Source organism: Aedoeadaptatus coli, assembly GCF_900343085.1.
In the GTDB taxonomy this organism is placed as follows: Bacteria; Bacillota; Clostridia; order Tissierellales; family Peptoniphilaceae; genus Aedoeadaptatus; species Aedoeadaptatus coli.
Map to the genome: position 1 here is coordinate 1 of NZ_OPYI01000005.1, position 18,324 is coordinate 18,324.

20 protein-coding genes are annotated in these 18,324 nt (G+C 48.9%); 16 read left to right on the forward strand and 4 right to left on the reverse strand.

Translation table 11 applies throughout. The features are described 5' to 3' along the window. The 15 genes from DG046_RS03380 to DG046_RS03455 form a co-directional block, all read left to right on the forward strand. Positions 1-236, forward strand: a 236-nt coding sequence (locus DG046_RS03380; protein ID WP_470207165.1) for an EF-Tu C-terminal domain-related protein, incomplete at its 5' end; no start/stop codon positions are given. A 637-nt stretch (positions 237-873) separates the two neighbouring features. Further along, on the forward strand, positions 874-2,082 hold the full coding sequence (locus tag DG046_RS03385; RefSeq protein WP_108831180.1) for a 3-phosphoshikimate 1-carboxyvinyltransferase: 1,209 nt from the start codon (positions 874-876) through the stop codon (positions 2,080-2,082). 17 nt (positions 2,083-2,099) lie between these two features. Beyond that, entirely contained in the window at positions 2,100-3,113 is a 1,014-nt protein-coding gene (locus DG046_RS03390; protein WP_108831181.1) for a chorismate synthase, read from the forward strand. After that, on the forward strand, positions 3,110-3,625 hold the full coding sequence (locus tag DG046_RS03395; protein WP_108831182.1) for a shikimate kinase: 516 nt from the start codon (positions 3,110-3,112) through the stop codon (positions 3,623-3,625). Before DG046_RS03390 ends, DG046_RS03395 begins: the two co-directional genes overlap by 4 nt. A 190-nt stretch (positions 3,626-3,815) precedes the next feature. Then, positions 3,816-6,299: a hypothetical protein gene (locus DG046_RS03400; protein WP_108831183.1), complete on the forward strand. Its 2,484-nt coding sequence runs from the start codon at positions 3,816-3,818 to the stop codon at positions 6,297-6,299. 578 nt (positions 6,300-6,877) lie between these two features. After that, positions 6,878-7,081, forward strand: a complete 204-nt coding sequence (locus DG046_RS03405; RefSeq protein ID WP_108831184.1) for a DUF1659 domain-containing protein — start codon at positions 6,878-6,880, stop codon at positions 7,079-7,081. A gap of 11 nt (positions 7,082-7,092) precedes the next feature. Further along, positions 7,093-7,317: a DUF2922 domain-containing protein gene (locus DG046_RS03410; protein WP_108831185.1), complete on the forward strand. Its 225-nt coding sequence runs from the start codon at positions 7,093-7,095 to the stop codon at positions 7,315-7,317. A 12-nt stretch (positions 7,318-7,329) separates the two neighbouring features. Further along, positions 7,330-7,482 carry a YvrJ family protein gene (locus tag DG046_RS03415; protein ID WP_108831186.1) on the forward strand — a complete coding sequence of 51 codons (153 nt, stop codon included), beginning with the start codon at positions 7,330-7,332 and terminating at the stop codon, positions 7,480-7,482. Positions 7,483-8,222: 740 nt separating this feature from the next. Next, positions 8,223-8,780, forward strand: coding sequence for an RNA polymerase sigma factor (locus DG046_RS03420; protein WP_108831262.1), 558 nt, complete (start codon positions 8,223-8,225; stop codon positions 8,778-8,780). Next, complete coding sequence (locus tag DG046_RS03425) at positions 8,749-9,222, forward strand: peptidoglycan recognition protein family protein (protein ID WP_108831187.1); 474 nt, start codon at positions 8,749-8,751, stop codon at positions 9,220-9,222. The genes DG046_RS03420 and DG046_RS03425 overlap by 32 nt, the downstream gene beginning before the upstream one ends. Positions 9,223-9,871: 649 nt before the next feature. Further along, positions 9,872-10,489, forward strand: a complete 618-nt coding sequence (locus DG046_RS03435; RefSeq protein WP_108831189.1) for a class I SAM-dependent methyltransferase — start codon at positions 9,872-9,874, stop codon at positions 10,487-10,489. Positions 10,490-10,507: 18 nt separating this feature from the next. Beyond that, positions 10,508-11,134, forward strand: coding sequence for an L-2-amino-thiazoline-4-carboxylic acid hydrolase (locus tag DG046_RS03440; protein WP_108831190.1), 627 nt, complete (start codon positions 10,508-10,510; stop codon positions 11,132-11,134). 32 nt (positions 11,135-11,166) lie between these two features. Beyond that, the gene (locus DG046_RS03445; protein ID WP_108831191.1) at positions 11,167-12,105 is read left to right on the forward strand and encodes an alpha/beta hydrolase; all 939 of its coding nucleotides are present in this window, start codon (positions 11,167-11,169) and stop codon (positions 12,103-12,105) included. Positions 12,106-12,411: 306 nt separating this feature from the next. Beyond that, positions 12,412-13,098 carry an MgtC/SapB family protein gene (locus DG046_RS03450; protein WP_108831192.1) on the forward strand — a complete coding sequence of 229 codons (687 nt, stop codon included), beginning with the start codon at positions 12,412-12,414 and terminating at the stop codon, positions 13,096-13,098. A gap of 239 nt (positions 13,099-13,337) precedes the next feature. Continuing rightward, entirely contained in the window at positions 13,338-14,825 is a 1,488-nt protein-coding gene (locus DG046_RS03455; protein WP_108831193.1) for a DUF438 domain-containing protein, read from the forward strand. Between the two features lie 210 nt (positions 14,826-15,035). Here the strand turns inward: DG046_RS03455 and DG046_RS03460 are convergent, their stop codons facing one another. After that, entirely contained in the window at positions 15,036-15,407 is a 372-nt protein-coding gene (locus DG046_RS03460) for a DUF488 domain-containing protein (RefSeq protein ID WP_234411450.1), read from the reverse strand. After that, the gene (locus DG046_RS03465) at positions 15,397-16,068 is read right to left on the reverse strand and encodes a Crp/Fnr family transcriptional regulator (protein ID WP_108831194.1); all 672 of its coding nucleotides are present in this window, start codon (positions 16,066-16,068) and stop codon (positions 15,397-15,399) included. Before DG046_RS03465 ends, DG046_RS03460 begins: the two co-directional genes overlap by 11 nt. A gap of 87 nt (positions 16,069-16,155) precedes the next feature. Between DG046_RS03465 and DG046_RS03470 the strand changes: the two genes are divergently transcribed. Continuing rightward, positions 16,156-16,830 carry a cupin domain-containing protein gene (locus tag DG046_RS03470; protein WP_234411451.1) on the forward strand — a complete coding sequence of 225 codons (675 nt, stop codon included), beginning with the start codon at positions 16,156-16,158 and terminating at the stop codon, positions 16,828-16,830. Positions 16,831-16,942: 112 nt separating this feature from the next. Here the strand turns inward: DG046_RS03470 and DG046_RS03475 are convergent, their stop codons facing one another. Both DG046_RS03475 and DG046_RS03480 read right to left on the reverse strand, forming a co-directional pair. After that, the gene (locus DG046_RS03475; protein ID WP_108831195.1) at positions 16,943-17,713 is read right to left on the reverse strand and encodes a hypothetical protein; all 771 of its coding nucleotides are present in this window, start codon (positions 17,711-17,713) and stop codon (positions 16,943-16,945) included. Then, a complete protein-coding gene (locus DG046_RS03480; protein WP_108831196.1) occupies positions 17,661-18,047 on the reverse strand; it encodes a hypothetical protein in 387 nt (128 codons plus the stop codon). Before DG046_RS03480 ends, DG046_RS03475 begins: the two co-directional genes overlap by 53 nt. Positions 18,048-18,324: the final 277 nt, after the last annotated feature.

The window sequence follows — 18,324 nt, forward strand, 5'->3', positions numbered from 1 at the left end:
GCGGACGCCACACCCCGTTCTTTAACGGCTACCGTCCCCAATTCTACTTCAGAACCACCGACGTAACCGGCGACATCACCTTAGCAGACGGTGTCGAAATGGTCATGCCCGGCGACAACGCCACCTTTAAAGTCGAACTCATCACCCCCGTCGCCATGGACGAAGGCCTGCGCTTCGCCATCAGAGAAGGCGGCCGCACCGTCGCCTCCGGGGTTGTATCCAAGATTGTCGAATAAACACAGAAACAAATAGCGAGAGGACGTGGAAACACGTCCTTTCTCTATTTAAAAATACATATTTCTCGACGGGGAACACACCCCTTTCTCTTTATTCAATAGATCTTCATTCTTATGTCAACGGATAGAAGAGACAAACAAACCCATTTTTTCCTTCACACCATTCCTTCAACCGATACTCCCGGGGGAGGGAAAAAGGGCGTTGCGATTCGCCCTTATCCCTCCCCCGGACCCCCACCCTTTATCCCTAACGCTTTCATAAAGAGCGGAACCCTAACGGGTTCCGATTCCTACTGGGCCGCGTCGCGGAAAGTAGAAAGCGAGTCGGGCGAAGAACTCTTACGGGTGAAAAAGAAACTTCGCCCAACTCAAAATCTTTTTTTCGGCGAAGAAGCCCAACAGGAATCAAATGCCGTCAGGCATTTGCACATTAGAAAAGCGTTAGGGTGGAGTGGGATGGGGCCCTGGGGAAGGGCCAGAGGGCGAATCGCAACGCCCTAGGCCCTTCCCCAGGTCTCAAAGCCATTTAGGAATGAAATTTTAAACGAAGTAGAAAACACCACGAAATGCCGTCCGCTACGCATTTTCATCGCGAAGACAAAAGAACAGAAAGAACAAAACAAAAAAGGAAAAACATATGCTCCTCACATTTCAGGGAGGGCCTCGGGAGGGATCCCTATCCCTCCCGCCCTCCAAATCTCTTGTTCACAGAAAAATCATCCTCGCCGCCCTCGCGCCTCACGGGGGAGAAATCTATCTCTCTGAAATCTCCAACGACATCAAGGAAACCATCCACCTCATCAAATCCCTGGGCGGCACCATAAAAATCGCACATACAAAAAACACCTATCATATAACCATCTCCCCCATACCGAAAAACATCCCCACCCCCATCCATATCCATGTCAACGAAAGCGCCACTACCCTGCGCATCGCCCTCATCCTGGCCCCGGCGCTGGCGGATTCCGTCAGCTTCACCGCAGGGGAGAGCCTCGCCGCCCGCCCCATGGAGGAAGGCATCCGCTTCTTAAAAGAAAACGGCGTGAAAGTTACAGGCCCTTGGCCCCTGGAAACAAAAGGCCGCCTCGCATTTCAAAACGCAAAAATCCACGCCGAAACCACCGGCCAATTCGCCACCGGCGCCCTCATCGCCGCCCTCGCGCAAAATCGCGACACCACCCTGAGCGTAATCAACCCCGCCTCCCGGCCATACATCGCCATGACCGCCGCCCTCATAAAAGAAGCCGGCGTAGAAATAGAAGAAACACAGGATACCTACATCGTTCATAAAGGCCAAATACAGAAAATCACCCCCCATGTAGAAGGCGACCTCAGCCACGCCGCCTACTTCATCGTCGCCAACGAAATGGGTAGCCGCATCCGCCTCGAAAACCTCCCCGCCCGCAGCCTCCAGGGCGACAGAAAAATCTACGACCACATCAAATCCATAAAAGAAAACACCCCCGTCGACCTCACCCACACCCCCGACCTCCTCATGCCCCTCGCCGTCCTCGCCACCCAAACAGGCGCCACCTTCACAGGCATCCGCCGCCTCCGCACAAAAGAAACCGACCGCATCGCCGCCACCGCCGCCATGCTCCGCGCCCTGGGTATAAACACAACAGCCACAGAAGACACACTGAAAGTCGCCCCCGGCACAATCACCCCCGGCACCGTCGACACCTTCGGCGATCACCGCATCGCCTTCGCCGCCTTCGCCGCCGCCTGCGCCGCAACAGGCCCCATCTCCCTGAAAAATCCCGAAGCCGCAAACAAAAGCTGGCCCGGCTTCTACGCCGCCGTGGAAAAACTCCCCCTGATCGACGAAAACAAAAACATAAAATAGAAACAGAAAGGAACACCATGGGAAAAAACATCTCCATCACCCTCTTCGGCGAAAGCCACGGCAAAGGCGTCGGCGCCCTCATCACCGGCCTGCCCCCCCACATCCCCGTGGATGAAGCCGCCATCGACCGCGCCCTCGCCCGCAGGAGACCCTCAGGCCGGTATGACACCACGAGAAGAGAGCCCGATCCCTGGGAAATCCTCTCCGGCACCTACTTAGGGAAAACCACCGGCGATCCCCTGGCCATCTGGATCCCCAACAAAGACATAAAAAGCCAAGACTACGAGCACATGCCCTACCGCCCCGGCCACGGCGACTACACCGCCCACGTAAAAACCTTCGGCGCCGACGACCCGAGAGGCGCAGGACACAGAAGCGGCCGCCTCACCGCCCCCCTCGTCGCCGCAGGCGCCATCGCCGCCGATTTTCTAAAGACACAAAACATCCACATCACATCACGGGTCACAGAAATCGGGGGAGAACAAAGCCCCGCCGCGCAGGAAAAAGCACTCATAAAAGCCAAAAAAGAAAAAGACAGCCTCGGCGGCATCGTCCGCCTCACCATCACAGGCGTGCCCATAGGCCTCGGCGGCTCGCGGGATGCCTCCGCCCAAAGCGCCCTGGCCCACGCTCTCTATGCCGTCGGCGCCGTAAAAAGCGTGGCCTTCGGCGCGGGAGAGAAAGCCGCCCGATTAAAAGGCAGCCAAAACAACGACCCCTATATAGAAGAAAACGGCAACCTGCGTACCACATCCAACCGCGCCGGCGGAATCCTCGGCGGCATCACCACAGGAGAGGCCATCGAAATCACCGTCGCCGTCAAGCCCACCCCCTCCATCGGAAAAAAACAACACACCGTCGATCGCGAGGGCAGAAACACAGAGCTGGAAATAAAAGGCCGCCACGACACCGCCCTCGTGCGCCGCATCCCCCCCGTCCTCGAAGCCGCCGCCGCAATCGCCATCCTCGACCTCTGGATCGAGCGGCAAAAAGAAATCGCCCTGCATCAAATCATAGGAGAAAGCCAATGACCAAGAACATCGTCATCATCGGCATGCCCGGCGCCGGCAAAACCTCCGTCGCCGAAGCCGTCGCCGAAAAACTGCATAGAAAATGCATCGACATCGACACCGAAATCATCAAAAAACACGGAAACATCCCCCAAATCTTCGAACAACAAGGAGAAAAAGCCTTCCGCGCCTACGAAAAGGAGGCGGTCATCGAAGTCGCCGAAGAGAAAAACGTCGTCATCGCCACCGGCGGCGGCAGCCTCCTGGATCCCGAAAACACCCAAGTATTAAAGCGCACCGGCACCCTCTACTGGGTCACCCGCCCCCTGGAAGAGCTGGCCACCGACGGCCGCCCCCTCTCAAAAGGCGGCATCGAAACCTTGAGAAAACTTTATAGGGAAAGAAAGCCCATTTACGAAGCCGCCGCCGATGAAATCTTTGAAAACACCACCATCGAAGAAGCCGCCCGCGCCATCCTCGCCTTCGAAAAGTTACAAAATAATAAAAAAGAACCCCCTGTCATAGAACTGTAATTTAAATACATGGGGGACTCGTGTATAATGAAGCTACATCGAGAAACCGAAGCATAAAAGGCTTTCTCATGACATTGAGAGACTTTACTTCAATAGTTGAAGCAAGGGCCGCTCAATGGTATAATGGTGTAAGATTCACAGGAATATGCCTGGAAGAATCTGAAAATTCATAAGGAGGTCGAAAGACAAGATGAACAAGAAATTTCTTAGCCTTGTACTCGCACTAGTCATGGTACTCGGCACATTCAGCTCTGTCTTTGCTGCACCTGCTGAAAAAAAGGAAACCAAAGAAGCTCCCAAGGCAGCTGAAACGGTAGTTCCCAAACTCACAGGCAAAAAAGCAAAGATCGACTGGTTGAAAGACAGAGGTTACATTTCCGGTCGTAAAGTAAACGAAGACCCGAAAAACAACGATCTCGCATTGGATAAAACCATCCAACGTGCAGAAGTTAGTAAGCTCCTCGTTTTCGCTACCGGCAATGAAAACAAAGTTGACGCCTTAAAGGGCATCACCATCTACAAAGACGTAGCTCTTAACTACTGGGCAAACGGCTACATCAACGTAGGTAGTACCGAACCCTCCAAGGCAAACAACCTTCCCTTCTTACTCGGTTACCCGGGCAATGTATTCAAACCGGTCAACAACGTAACCTACGCCGAATTGGCAAAAATGTTGGTTACCTTGACCAAAACCGATCTCACCAAAGCTATGCACGACCAAGCCAACAAAAACTGGCCGGCACAATGGATGGCATGGGCTGCTGATCTGGGCATCTTTGATGATGTAACCGTCGCTGACGCCAACAAGGCCGTCAACCGTGAAGACGCATTCACCATGATCTTCAACGCAATGTACAGATTGAAAGAAATCAAGGTCATGCCCGCCAACGAAACCATGGGTATTTTGTCTCAAATCAAAAATGGCGAAATCACCATCAACCAAGGCGAAATGGCAAAAACCGTTAAATTAACGGACAACACCACATTTGTTCTTTACAAATATGGTAGCTATGATGTAAATGCTGAACCCACTAACCCTCGCATTGTAAAAGCCAGTGCAATTTCCAATGCTGAATACTACTACGGTTCTCTCGTTAGAGTCCTCGTAAACGAAAAGGGCGAAGCTACCCACGTATTGGAATTAGGTAACCCTGATTTCTTAGCACTTGGTATTGGCTCCAGATATGGCGAAAACAATCGTTGGGATGGCGTTGCTGACAACACCATTGAAACAGCATACAGATTCCTCGCCAAAGTCAACTACAAAGACGGCGATGCAAAATCGATTCTCTTCAGAGATCCCTCTGCTACCACCGGCGGCGTAGAAGTTAAGCTTACGAAAGCTACCAAGTACTTCGTAGCTGATGCTAAGAAGAACCAATTAACAGAAGTTAAGGACGCAGACGAAGCACTCCGCATCGTAGGTAATCCTGCTGCAACGAACTGGATTGACAGAGTGTACGTTGGATACAACGATGTAGAATCTGCTAAAGACCACGAAACTTCCAGCCCCACCGCTATTAAGGGTTACAACGAAGCGACCGTTGTAGTATTCAACAAAGTTGAAAAAGATAACAATGGCGAAGTTACCCTTCGTGTTAAAAACGACGTTACCAGCAAATACAACATCACTTTAGAAGATGTAGACGGCAAAGAAGTAATTGCAGACGTTGCAACTTACCGTGGTGGTTTCCCCAACAACTTCAACGCTGACAAGCTTGACGTTATTAAGTGGACCAACAACAATGCTGCCGGCATCGGTATTGAAAAAGTGATCGACCACAGCAAAACCGAACGTTACCCCATCGTTAAGGTTATCGATAAAGATGGCGCCAAACTTGTCGTAGAAGATAAACTCGGCAACACCGCTAGATTAGTTGTTGACAGCGAAGCTGATATCTTCTTGAACGGTCAATTAAAAGAAGGTGCTTTGATTCAATTCCGTACCTTGGCAGGCAATGTTCCCGGTAGCGACGCAACGGATGCTAACACTGTTGACATCGTATCTGTAATGCCTAAGGGTGTTGAACTTGCAGGCGTATTGCAAGGTGTTGTTCTTGATAACCAAGGCAACCAATACTACGCTAAGAATGTCAAAGCTGCTGATGTTAAGGAATACAATGGAACAAACAACCACTACAAAGTGATTGTTAACCAACTCAACTCCTTCTACAATACTGACGATGGCGTAAAACGCGACTTGGTATGGATGAGCAACTCTGAAACTGAAGATTTACAAGCTTGGTTAAAAGCCAATGATGACAATGCCAACATTCGTTACAAATTAAAGGATAATGTTCAAGGCAACGAAAACGAAGCCTATGACCTTGAAGTACTTTACGGCGATAAATGGCTCCCTGTAGCAGATGCAGTTGTTAAAAAAGCTGCTGACGATAAAGCAGCACAAAAAGCTGCATTAGATGCTTTCAACAAAAAAGTCGCTGCAGTGGAAGACGCTACTAAATTAGCTGATCAAGCCGCTTTCGACAAAGCAGCAAAAGAACTTAAAGCCCTTGTAGATGAGTTTAACGCACTGAAAGTTGACATGCTTGAAAAATCTGACGTTGATAAGGCAAAAGCTGACCTCAACGCTAAGATCAAGGCACTCAACGATGCTGCTGGTGCTAAGACTCCGGCTATTAAAACCAACCCGACAGTTACTGAAATTGCGTAAGTGATTGTCTAAAAAAGAACCCTTCGGGGTTCTTTTTTTTTGGCTCTATGTCAACCATTGGGAAGTCTAGTGAAAACTAGGCTCCTTTTTCGTGTCATAAATTCCAAAATCCATAGGTAAAAATCTCGCCGGATTTCTATCTAATAGGTGAGGGGCGAAAGAGCCGCAAAGCATTTCTCCCTATTTTCGAAACCCATAGGTAAAAATCCCGCCGGATTTCTATCTACTAAGTGAAGGGGAAAGCGCCGCAAAAAAAATTCTCCCTTTTTTCGAAATCCATAGGTAAAAATCTCGCCGGATTTCTATCTAATAGGTGAGGGGCGAAAGAGCCGCAAAGCCTTTCTCCCTATTTTCGAAACCCATAGGTAAAAATCCCGCCGGATTTCTATCTAACAGGTGAGGGGCGAAAGAGCCGCAAAAAGTTCTCCCTTTCTCCGAAATCCATAGGTAAAAATCCTCTCGGTTTTCTATCTACTAAGTGAAGGGGGAAGCGGCCGCGAATCTTTTTCCCATTGTACGCCATCCCACAGGTAAAAAATCCACCGATTTTCTATCGTAAAAGTGAAGGAGGAATTCACATGACAGACATCAAGAAATCCCTGCGACTCGTCTATTTGGAAACGGACAGCGCCGGCAAATCCAAGCGCAGAGCCGCATCCTACTCCGGCCTATTGCCCGAAGCCGACAACGCCGCCGTTAAAAAGGCCGCCGATGCCTTTAACACCTTGACCCAAAAGCCCGCCGACGCCGTGGAAATCATCACCACCGAAACCTTGGTATAAGGAGGTAAACCATGGATAAGAAATACCTGAATCTCACCTTCGTCGATGAAGGCCAAAAGCAAGCTACCCTTCGCGTCAACACGCCCAAAGAAGGCCTCGACGGCAACACCGCCAAAGCCGGCGCCCAAGCCATCGTCGCTTCCGGCATCTTCCGCGCCAAAGGCAAATTCGTCGCCGCCCAAAAAGCCGAGCTCGTCACCGTCACATCCGACACCCTCTTTACCGTAAACGAATAAAGAGGCCCCCCCATGACCCTCGACGAAATCCTGTCCCTCATCGCCAACACCGGCTTTCCCATCGTCGTGGCCAGCTACTTCATCCTGAGAATGGAAGAAAAACTCGATAAACTCACCGAGACCATCGCCGCCCTGAGCCACACAATCGAAAGCAAAATGCAATGAAAGAGGGACCTGATTGGTCCCTCATTTCATTGCAAAAAAACACAGTTTTGCGAAAATTCGATTTTGTTTTGTGATTGCACTTTGCTTTTCTTCCGCCATCCTTATGATTCTACTTCCCGATGGCATACCCTTTGTGATTCGACTTCCTTTTATCCCTATCACACCATATTTTCATCCGATTCTTTCCGGGGAGGGAAAAAGGGCGTTGCGATTTCATGACCTATCCCGACGAGCGCAGCGAGTCGTAGGAAGGTCAGATGCAGTCTTACACCGTTTCGGGGAGGCGAAGCCTTCACGAAACGGATGTATAGTTGTACGCCCTCTGCCCCTCAAGGCGGGGTGCTGATCTTCAAAATGCGGAGCGTACGAAGTTTCGTGGTAGTTTCTACTTCGCCTAAAAATCCATTCATACACGGTTTTGAAACCCGGGGAAGGGCCAGAGGGCGAATCGCAACGCCCTAGGCCCTTCCCCGGGTCTCAGAGCCATGTAGGAATCATTTTTTAAGTAAGAAAGTAACTTGAATCCATAACGTTCGCTCCGCAATCGGAAAACGACAAACAAAAATAAGAAAAGAAGAAAGCACCATGTAAAATAAAACAAAAAAAAATTATTTCCCCTATCCATCGGACGAGATAACATCTCGTCCGATTTATAGCCTCTCATTGAACATATGTTTATCCTGTGGTAAAATAAAAAGAAAACAAAACATTTGTTCAGCCTCATCGTGAAAGGAGTCTCTATGGAAAGCCAAATTATCTCTCGTGCCAAAGCCCGTGATCCCGAGGCCCTGGCCCAGTTGCTCGTCGATCTCGTGCCCATTACCCGGGCCACGATCCGCCGCATTCAGCCCTACGCGCAGGATCCGGACAATCTCTACGGCGAGGCGAATCTCATTCTCCTCGACGCCGTGGATGACTTCGATCCCGAGCGGGGCGTGCCCTTTCATCTCTATTACCGAAAGTGCCTGTCGTATTTCCTAATGGACGATTTGAAGCGCAGCATGAAAAAGCCCACTGTGCCCCTCACGGCGGAAATGGAAGCTGTCGTAGCCGACGTGGCGGACACGGAGGAGGATTTTATTCTCCTGGAGCGGGCCGAGGAGCTACACCAAATCGTAAACGATCTGCCGTTTCGGGAGCGGGCGGTGGTGAGTTTGTATTTTTTCTGCCATCTGTCTCTTTCGGAAATCGCCGCCCGCCTGGGGATTTCTTATCAGACGGTGGCCAACACGAAATCCCGCGCCATGAACCATTTAAGGAGGATCTATGCTTCTAAACAAACAGTTGATTCACTATAATTATTCGTCGAGAAACGGCGCCCGCATCGCCTACATCGTCGTCCATGACACGGGCAATCCCGATCGCGGCGCCGACGCCATGGCCCACTACCGCTATTTCTCCGGCGGCAACCGCAAGGCGAGCGCCCATTATTTCGTGGACGATAAGGGCGTGGTGCAAATCATCGAAGATGCCTACGCCGCCTGGCACTGCGGCGACGGACATGGAGCCCACGGCATCACCAATCGCAATTCCATCGGCGTGGAAATTTGCATCAACGAGGGCATCGACCGCAAGGCCGCCTTGGCCCACGCCCGCAATTTAGTGAAAGAGCTCATGGCCTTCTACCGCATTCCGAAAGACCATGTGGTGCGCCATTTCGATGCGTCGCGAAAAATTTGCCCCGGCACCATGGCAAAAAACAATTGGGCCGAGTGGTGGGGCTTCTGGGAAAGCCTGTAAAATTCTCCGCCCCACCGATTCCTTCCACGATACGAGCCTTCGGGCTCGTTTTTTTGTGGTTTAATTTCGGACTATAAGAATAATTCGCCGTCATTTCGGCCAAATACTTGAATAAAAAACGGCCAAATACTTGAATGAAAAGTAGCCAAACACTTGAATCGCTTTGTTCTTATTTAAGGAAATACATTTCGAACCGGGTCCCCTGCGGAACTATTTCGAAATAGGATAGAATCGACCATCTGACTTAGCAAGAAATACGAAACAGATTCCGCCCGGCAAGGTCGTCGACTTGACGGAAGGAAGATAAAAGATGCGCAGAGAGAGAAAGCCCGCAATAACAAAAATACAGATTGTATCAAATAATATCCCCTACGGCGCCTGCCCCGAACCGGAGGATGAGGCGGAGCAGCTGCCGGTAATTGAAAGGGACGGGCAGGTCGCGATTACGAGGTACGCTTATGATCCCGATGCGGGTGCGTCATCTTATCCGACTCGGACACTTCGAACATAAAATAATGGGCTGTAAAGCTGTTGAGAAAACGGATTTTAGGATTTCAAAAGAAATCTTGAAATCCGTTTTTTTCCGTTAAATAGTCGTAAGGGGACATGGTATAATATGCATGATAATAAGTATCAAAAGGAGGGGGCTATGTTTCGACGTTTTTTAGAAAATTTCAGAAAACCGGAAGATAATTTTTCCGGCAGATTGATGTTAATGAGCATGAATCAGGGCCATGAAAAATTAGCGAAGTGGGGAAGGTCTTACATAAAAATGAATAAAGGGGATACGGTCTTGGATTTGGGCTGCGGCGGCGGTCGAAACATAGAGTATTTCTTGACTCAAGGGGCCAAAGTCTACGGCATGGACCACTCGGAAGCCGGTGTAAACATGGCGCGTGAGAGAAATAAAGAGGCGATCGAGTCCGGAAGATGCCAAATTCTCGTGGGGGATGTGAAGCGCCTTCCCTTTAAGGATGAATCCATGGCTATCGTCACGGCCTTTGAAACGATTTATTTTTGGAACGACATTGAAACGTGCTTTAAGGAAATTTACCGCGTGTTAAAAAGAGGCGGGCAGTTTCTCATATGCAATGAAGTCTCGTCGATGAAGAGAAGAGATGTAAGGATTTTAGCCAAAAAGATTACCATGGAAGTCTACACACCCGACGACTTGACGAATATGCTTACGAAGGCCGGGTTTTCCTGTGATTATCATTTGGACAGAAAAGAGCAACTGGCATTCATCGCGAAAAAACAGATCATTTAAAGGAACGAGGGATGAGTGATGAAATATCGTGGTTTTTATTTCTGTTTGTTTCGACATCCGATGAAAAAAGTCTTGGCGGATACATATGGGCGGGCCTATGCCGGCGAAATCATCAAAAAAAGCAAGAAGGTGTATCGAAAGCTTGTAGAAGAAGCGGACGATATCGGCGAGGACAATCCCATGGCCTACAATGAGATGTTTGCCCTCGTGTTTGTCGCCCCCTATTTGGCAAGCGAAAAAAAGATTCCGCCTGAAATCGTGCAGGAGACGATGCGTCGGTCCCTTTATTTTGTCCGGCCGTATTTTTCTCTCGTCGACCTCAATACGAAGTGGGGGAAGGCGGCCAACAAGAAAAAGGTTCTGAAGTATGTTAAATGGTATACGCCGGAAAAGGAAAAGCGCTTCCCCACGTCGTTTAAAGTGGATTTTGAAGGAGAGCCCTACGCGGGGGCCTGTTACTACAGAATCACCCGTTGCCCGATTTGCGCCTACACGGAGAAGCTCGGGGTAGCCGAATTAATGCCCTTGTTTTGCGAGCTGGACGAGGTGATGATAAGCCTTCAACATGGCGTACTCCACAGAAAAGGCACCATCGCCAACGGCGCGGATTGTTGCGATTATTTTATTACAGGCGATAGAGAATGAACCGCAGGGCGATCTTCAAGGAGTGAAATAAGATGAGTGTAATGTATAAGGCGGCATCGACGATTGTGAGACTTCTCGGCGTCAAAAAGATGTTTTTAAAGAACAAGGAAGAGATGCTCGCCTATGCGAGGAAAGAAAATGCGAAAGCGGTCTTTGATTTAAAGAAGGCGATGAAGCGGGCCGAGAGGAAAAACTATATTCTCTTCCACAGAGAGATCATGGGATACAGGCTGCTTTCTTACCAAAAAGATCAAATGGCCGGGGAGGCTGCGGTTCTCTATCTCTTCGGCGGCGGCATGATTACGCAGCCGGACAAATTGGATTTTTCTTTGGCGGAAAGAATCATGGAGAAAACGGATAAAGACGTTTGGTTTTTGTTCTATCCCCTTTGTTCGGAGGATGTAAAGGTGGACAAGACATACGACGTTTGCTTTGAAACCTATCGGCTGATGACCGAAAATTACAAGGCAAAGAACATAAGTGTCCTCGGTTTTTCCTCCGGCGCTTGCCTTTCCCTTGGGATCTTTCTACATAACAATGCCTTAGGCCGGCCCCTTCCCATGCCCGGCAAAATTATTTCAGTTTCACCCGGCGGCATACCCGACTTAAGCCTCGATGAAAATAAAGAAATATGGGAGAAAGTCAATGCTCTCAACCACAAGGACATAATGATTGATCCCACATATCTAAAGACGGCAAGGGAGATTGCAAAAGGAGATGCAGACCTGCCTGAATATATGTTGGACGGAACGGTGGGGGATTTTACGGACTTCCCGAAAACATACTTTTATTACGGCGAAAATGAATGCCTTTATGCCTTTGCCGATGAATTTAAAAAAGCCATGGAAAAACACCATGCGTCCTACGAAATTATTGTGGGGAATGGCATGTGCCACTGTTATCCTTTGGTGCGGTTTTTCAGAGAAGGCAGGGAGGCGCAGGATAAAATCATTGAATTGTTGAAGTCTTAAAAAACGCAAATTTCATGAAAGCATCTACGCGCGTAGGTGCTTTTCTTATTTCAAATTTCAGGAAACTTTCCATGCACGGAAAAGGCGTAGGGCAATCCAAGGAGGATGCGGCATCGCAGACGTTCACCGCCACCTGTCTTTGGATACTTTCAATTTGTTACTAGCCTTAATGCCCGCGTCTTGATGTAAAGTTATTATCATGGTAATGTTAAGACATATTAAAATTCGGCGCATCTCAAGCAAGGATTGGCTTTTGCGAAATAAATGATTTAAAACGGTACGAAGCGGGATTAAAGGAGGCAGGGAATGAATGTATTTTCAGTGGCAGGCAGAATCATTCTGGCGGCCTTTTTAGGGGCGATTATCGGCATGGAAAGGGAAAGGAAACACAAAGCGGCCGGTTTCAGAACTCATATTATTGTCAGCGTCGGCGCCTGTTTAATTATGCTGATCGGCATCGACGGCGTCGGAAAATTATCCGGCAGCGAAAAATGGGACGCCCTTAGGCTTCCGGCCCAGGTGATCAGCGGCATCGGCTTTTTAGGTGCGGGCACCATTCTCCAAACGAAGGATGGGGTATCCGGCCTCACCACGGCGGCGACCTTGTGGCTTTCCGCAGCCATCGGGCTTGCGGCGGGCATCGGCTATTACGAAGGCGCCGTTATCGCCACGGTGATTTGCCTGATCACGTTGATCTCGCTTAGGGGAATCGGCGATTGGATTACTAATCGAAGGACGAAGACCTATATCATGGTGTTTCAAACGCCGAATTTCGAGATGGATCGTTTTCTGGACTTTACGTCGGAACAGGGCGTGGAGGTGAGGAAGCTAGACATCCTCGACGAGGACATGGAGGATGCTTCCATGATCGAGTCCACCCTGTCTTTTCATGAAAATTACAACATCGGAAGCTTTTTCAAGAAATTAAAGTCGGACTATCATTTGAAATCGGTGCGATTGAGCGACGGAGAAAACGGAAGACGTGCTAAATAAAGGAAAATGACCGCAAACGAACGCCAAACGCCCGAAGCAATTCCGACGAAGAGAGATTGTCGCTATCAAGATTTGGCATGGGAAAAATTTTGGCATCCTAATGGCACCGGCTTCTGTTGAAGGATTCGATCATTGATGGAAAATGTAGGCATTTAAACAGAAGCGTTGTTAAAACAACATACATTGGTTTCCTTTCCGATTATGATTAAGAAAAGAAGAAACGAAAGGAGTCTGTTCATATGACAAAAAAACTTGATTTGAATAAAACGGTCTTCGAGCTGACACAACAATACCCGGAACTGGTCGATATTATGGCGGGACTGGGCTTTACTGAAATTACAAAAAAATCCATGTTGCATTCTGTAGGAAAGATGATGACCATTCCAAAGGGCGCGAAGATGAAAAAAATCTCCATGATAGATGTTGTGACCACGCTGATGCGCAACGGGTTTGATATCGTCGGTGACATGCCGGAGATGGCATCTGTATCGAAAGTTCAAGAGCAGGAAAAAACAAGTCGCCCATCTTCAGAGCGTAGAGAGCAGTTAAAAGCTTATTTGAAAAGACTCGGTGACGGAGAAGCGCTTGAAGACGTGCGGGCGGATTTTGTCCGCGATTTCGGAGAAGTGGAAGCCTCCGAGATTATGGAGGCGGAGCAGGAGCTTTTGAAAGAAGGCACGCCTCTCAGCGAGGTGCAGCGCTTGTGTGACGTTCACTCGGCTCTGTTTCACGGATCGACCGCTGAAGAGAAAATCGCCAATGCCGAAAAGGAAGTGGAGGCCTCGGTCTTAAGAAAAAAGGCGCAGGTGGCAGGGCAAGAGAATAAGGCCAAGTCCGCGGCCCTCGAAGAAATCCCGGGTCATCCCCTTTCCACTCTAAAGAAAGAAAACGAGGCGCTATCTGCGCTGCTCACAAAATTTAAAGAGAGCAGAGATGAATCGGTCCTTCCTCAAATTCGCGAGCTTTCGATTCACTACGCCAAGAAAGGCGATCTTCTCTACCCCTTGCTCAACGTTCACTACGGAATCTCCGGCCCTTCCGATGTGATGTGGACGGTAGACGATGAAATTCGGGATACGCTCTCTTCCCTTGCGAAGGAAAAAGAACGCGGCAACAAATGGAACACGAGGCTGGATGCCGTGCTTACTCGGGCGGAAGAGATGATTTATAAAGAAGAGAACATTCTGTTTCCAATCTGTGCGGTTAATTTTTCGAAAGAAGAATGGTACGGCATTTATCGGGATGCCAAAGATTATGCTGCCTGCTTCGGCGTAGAAAAAGAGATGTGGAGCGATGCCGAAAACATGGCGCAGGCGGTGGATGAAGCTTCGGAAGGGGAGATCGTCATGCCCGGCGGTCGCCTGAGGATCGAGGAGCTGACCGCCCTTTTGAACACGATTCCCATGGAGATTACCTTTGTCGATGCAGACAATATCAATCGCTTCTTCGACGAAGGTCCGAAGGTATTCAAACGCCCCCTCATGGCACTGAACCGCGAGGTTTTCGCTTGCCATCCGCCGAAAATCGAACCCATGGTGCGTCAGATTATCGACGATTTCAGACAGGGCCGTCGCGATTTTGTGGAAGTATGGATGGAAAAAGAAGGACGAACCATGCTTGTTCGATACATGGCTGTGCGGGACAAGGACAACAAATACCTCGGTACCCTGGAATTGGTACAGGACATGGAGTTTGCAAAAGAACATTTCCTCGGGGACAAAGCATAATTTTGCGCAACAAAAAAGATTCTCTGTCGCTACCATGGACAGAGAATCTTTTTTGATATGTTGCACATTCCGCATAATCATCACACATCGCGTGAAGGTTTCCGGATCATGTGCTTTAGGCGCTCGTCGAGCGAACAAATGATGCCACAAGATATGCGGAGTCCTGTGCGCTGTACCTTCCGCTTTCCTTGCATGGGATCAACAGCTTTCTTACGGATCGGTTCTTTCTTCTAACCATTCTTTCAAGACAACGGCATGATTATACTTCTCGTCTTTTGCACCATACAGCAGAGTCACCTGTTGATCCTCCGCTTTTCGCATGCACAAATTTTTAAATTCTTGTGACGCCGGGTTTCTATTCAATTCCTGCCTGTAAAGCGTCTTAAACGCATCGTATTTTGCAGGGTCATGAGAAAACCATTTTCGAAGTTCCTTTGATGGAGCAATTTCCTTTGCCCATAAATCGATTCGGGCATTTTCCTTTCTTATGCCCCGCGGCCAGAGCCTGTCCACGAGCACGCGAAAACCATCAGTGTCCGCCGTCGGCTCATAAATGCGCTTGCATCGAAACTCATTCATCATGTACGACCTCCTTTAACAGGAATTCATTTTTACGGTAAGAAATGAGTCCTTCCGCCTGCATTTTAGAAAGTTCATTGGACATGGCACTGCGGTTTACGGCGAGGTAATCGGCAAGCTGTTGCCGATTAAAGGGGATGGTAAAGTGCGCGCTTCCATGTTTCAAGGCCTGCTCGGAAAAATAAGACAGGAGCCTTTCCCTTAGAGATTTGGAAGCGGTATGCATCATGCGGGAAGACATGTTTAAATTTTTTTGAGCGGAGATGCGGAGCATATTCTGAATGATGCGGTTATGATACGCGCATCCTTTCCGGCAAGTCGTCAAAACATGTTTCATACTCAGAAAGACGATCTCGGTATCTTCGCAGGCTACGACATCGCACAGGAGCTCTTTTCCGGGAATGGCCGCGTAGTTTTCCGCAAAGACCTCTCCCTTGCCCATATGCCCGAAAATAATGCTGTTTCCCCAATAGAGATTTACGACGATATTGACGCTTCCGGATTCCACAAGCCCGAACGCATCGACAGGCGATCCGGCTCGAAAGATGACGTCTCCCTTTTGGAATTTGCGCTTATAGGCCCCTAGGCAGAGGAGGAGCTCTTTTATTTCACTTTCGCTAATGCCGCGGAAAAGCTGCGTGTTCGCGAGAAAAAAAGTATTCATAAAATCCTCCGGTATGTTGTCGCAACAACGTACGTGTTGTTACGATTTTACTATAATACAAGTAGAAAAGCGAGAGAGGAGGAAAAAATGATGAACGACATGGAGGTCAACGAAGAGAAAACCCTTGGCAAAGTCTTTTCCATAGGAAAGGAGAATCCGCCGATTCCTGGATGCACCGTCTCAAAAACCTTCGGCGGCGATAGTGGGATCACGTATTTTTCCCTGGCCGAGCATACCGACATCAGCGCGGAAATCTATCCCTATCATAAATTATTGATCGTGGCGGAGGGAAGCGTGGAGGTTTACGAAAACGACGGCTTTTCGCAAAAGCTGCGCGCCGGAGAATGCATCTTAACAGAAACGGACGTCCCCGTGGGCATGCGGACGGCAGAGGGCAGTGTATATACGGAAGTAGCAATAGGAAAGGAGAGCAGGATGAACGAATTAGTTAAAGCAGGAGAAGTTTTTAAACTGGAAGACCTTGTTCCTTATGCAGAAGACAAAATCGTCAACATGGACGTGGTGCATAATGACAAAATGAAACTTGTGGTGATGGCCTTTGATGAAGGCACGGGCCTTTCGGAGCACGCCGCCCCCGGCGAGGCAATCGTCTTTGCGTTGGACGGCGAGGCTGTGATCGGATACGAGGGGGAGGATCACGCCATTCGTGCCGGCGAAAATTTTCACTTTGCAAAGGGCGGTCTCCACGCAGTAAAAGCGACGAAGAAGTTTAAGATGGCGCTTCTTCTTACCTTGGAATAATAGGCGATAACCGTACCACAATGAAACAAAAAAATCAAAACACTCCGGAATGGGGGATTACCCTAAACCGGAGTGTTTTGATTTTATAGAAGGAAACAAGTTTGCGGTTTATTTATTCACCGGATTCGGGGGAACCGGTGAATTCAGCGCTCTTTGCAATGGCCGCCGCCATATCGATGATCTTTTGTTTGTTCTTTTCATCGGTTTTGTCGGCGTCGTTCTCGCTGTCGATAAAGGTGAACATATCGAGAACGAGGTGTTGTTTCACTTTGTCTTCGGGAATCTCGATCACCACTTCATCTTTGATATTTTCTTGATTGAAGCGCATCGCCGCTTCATAGTCGGCGATTTTCATGACCTCGAATCCTTCTTCCTTGTAAGGATCCTCATTATTGACAAAGTGCTCATTGATGTAGGATTTGCCGTCACTTTCTTCAGGATTGTGCATGAAATCGCGAATCAATTCGATGCGGTAGACGACGGAGGGGTTTTCGGGGCTTTCGTATTTAAAGCGGACCACTAAGCCGTTGTCATCCACAAATTCTTCGACCTTGATTGCGCTGCTTTCAAAGGGAATTTCAAAGGGCCATTTCACCTGATGGGTGCCGGTGTAGGCTGCATCGGAATAGTCCGGCTTGCCCTCGTACTCGCTGTCGTATTTCAGGCTGTTCAGAATCGTCTTTTCAATTTTGTCGAAAAGTTCTTTGTCGGGCTCTTGGCCTTCCTCGAGTTCGCCGTTCGGCAAGATAATAAATCGAACGACATGGTAGCCGTTCAAATACTTGTCCAGGCAAGTGACGTAAGCATTGTAGTCGCCGTCGCCTGTGGTTTTAAGCCATCGCATGCCCGAATCGGATTCCACCACGCTCTGGCTGTCGTCCACGGGCTCTTCTCCCTTCGATGACTATTTTCTTATAGAATGTATCTTCGGCGGAGAGTTGTGCCTGGACGCTCCAGCTGTTGGTGCCGTCTAAACCGTCGCCTTTGGGATAGTAGCTGATATCTTCCGAGGTCGTGCCGAATTGATGATCCACCACGTCCCAATCCTCTTCGCTACCGGGGAGATTAAAGGACACCTCCGTGCCGACGCGGTCGTTTCTGATTTTGAATTCAGTGACCTGATCTTTTCCGCTATCGCAGGCGGAGAGGGTCAAGAGCAGCGCCATGACGAAAGCGCAGGGCACCGCTTTTTTCAAGGCCGTAAAACGCATCTTCATGTTCAAATCCTCCCTTCAAACAGTTATGGTTTCCGTAACGGATGTCTTTTGAGTTTATATAAATTATAGGGGCAAGGATGTTTATTTACATCACACGAAAGTGTGAGGTTTGAAAATATCTGTCTGCAGAAACGAAAATGCTTCCTTAAAGTACTTGGAGAGTTTCGATCTTGATTTATGGTAGAATGATTGGATGAGGTGATGAGACGGCCGAATCCGTTTATTTTATGGCGATAGAGGCTTGATGTTTTTTAATACGGGTATACAAAAAATAATA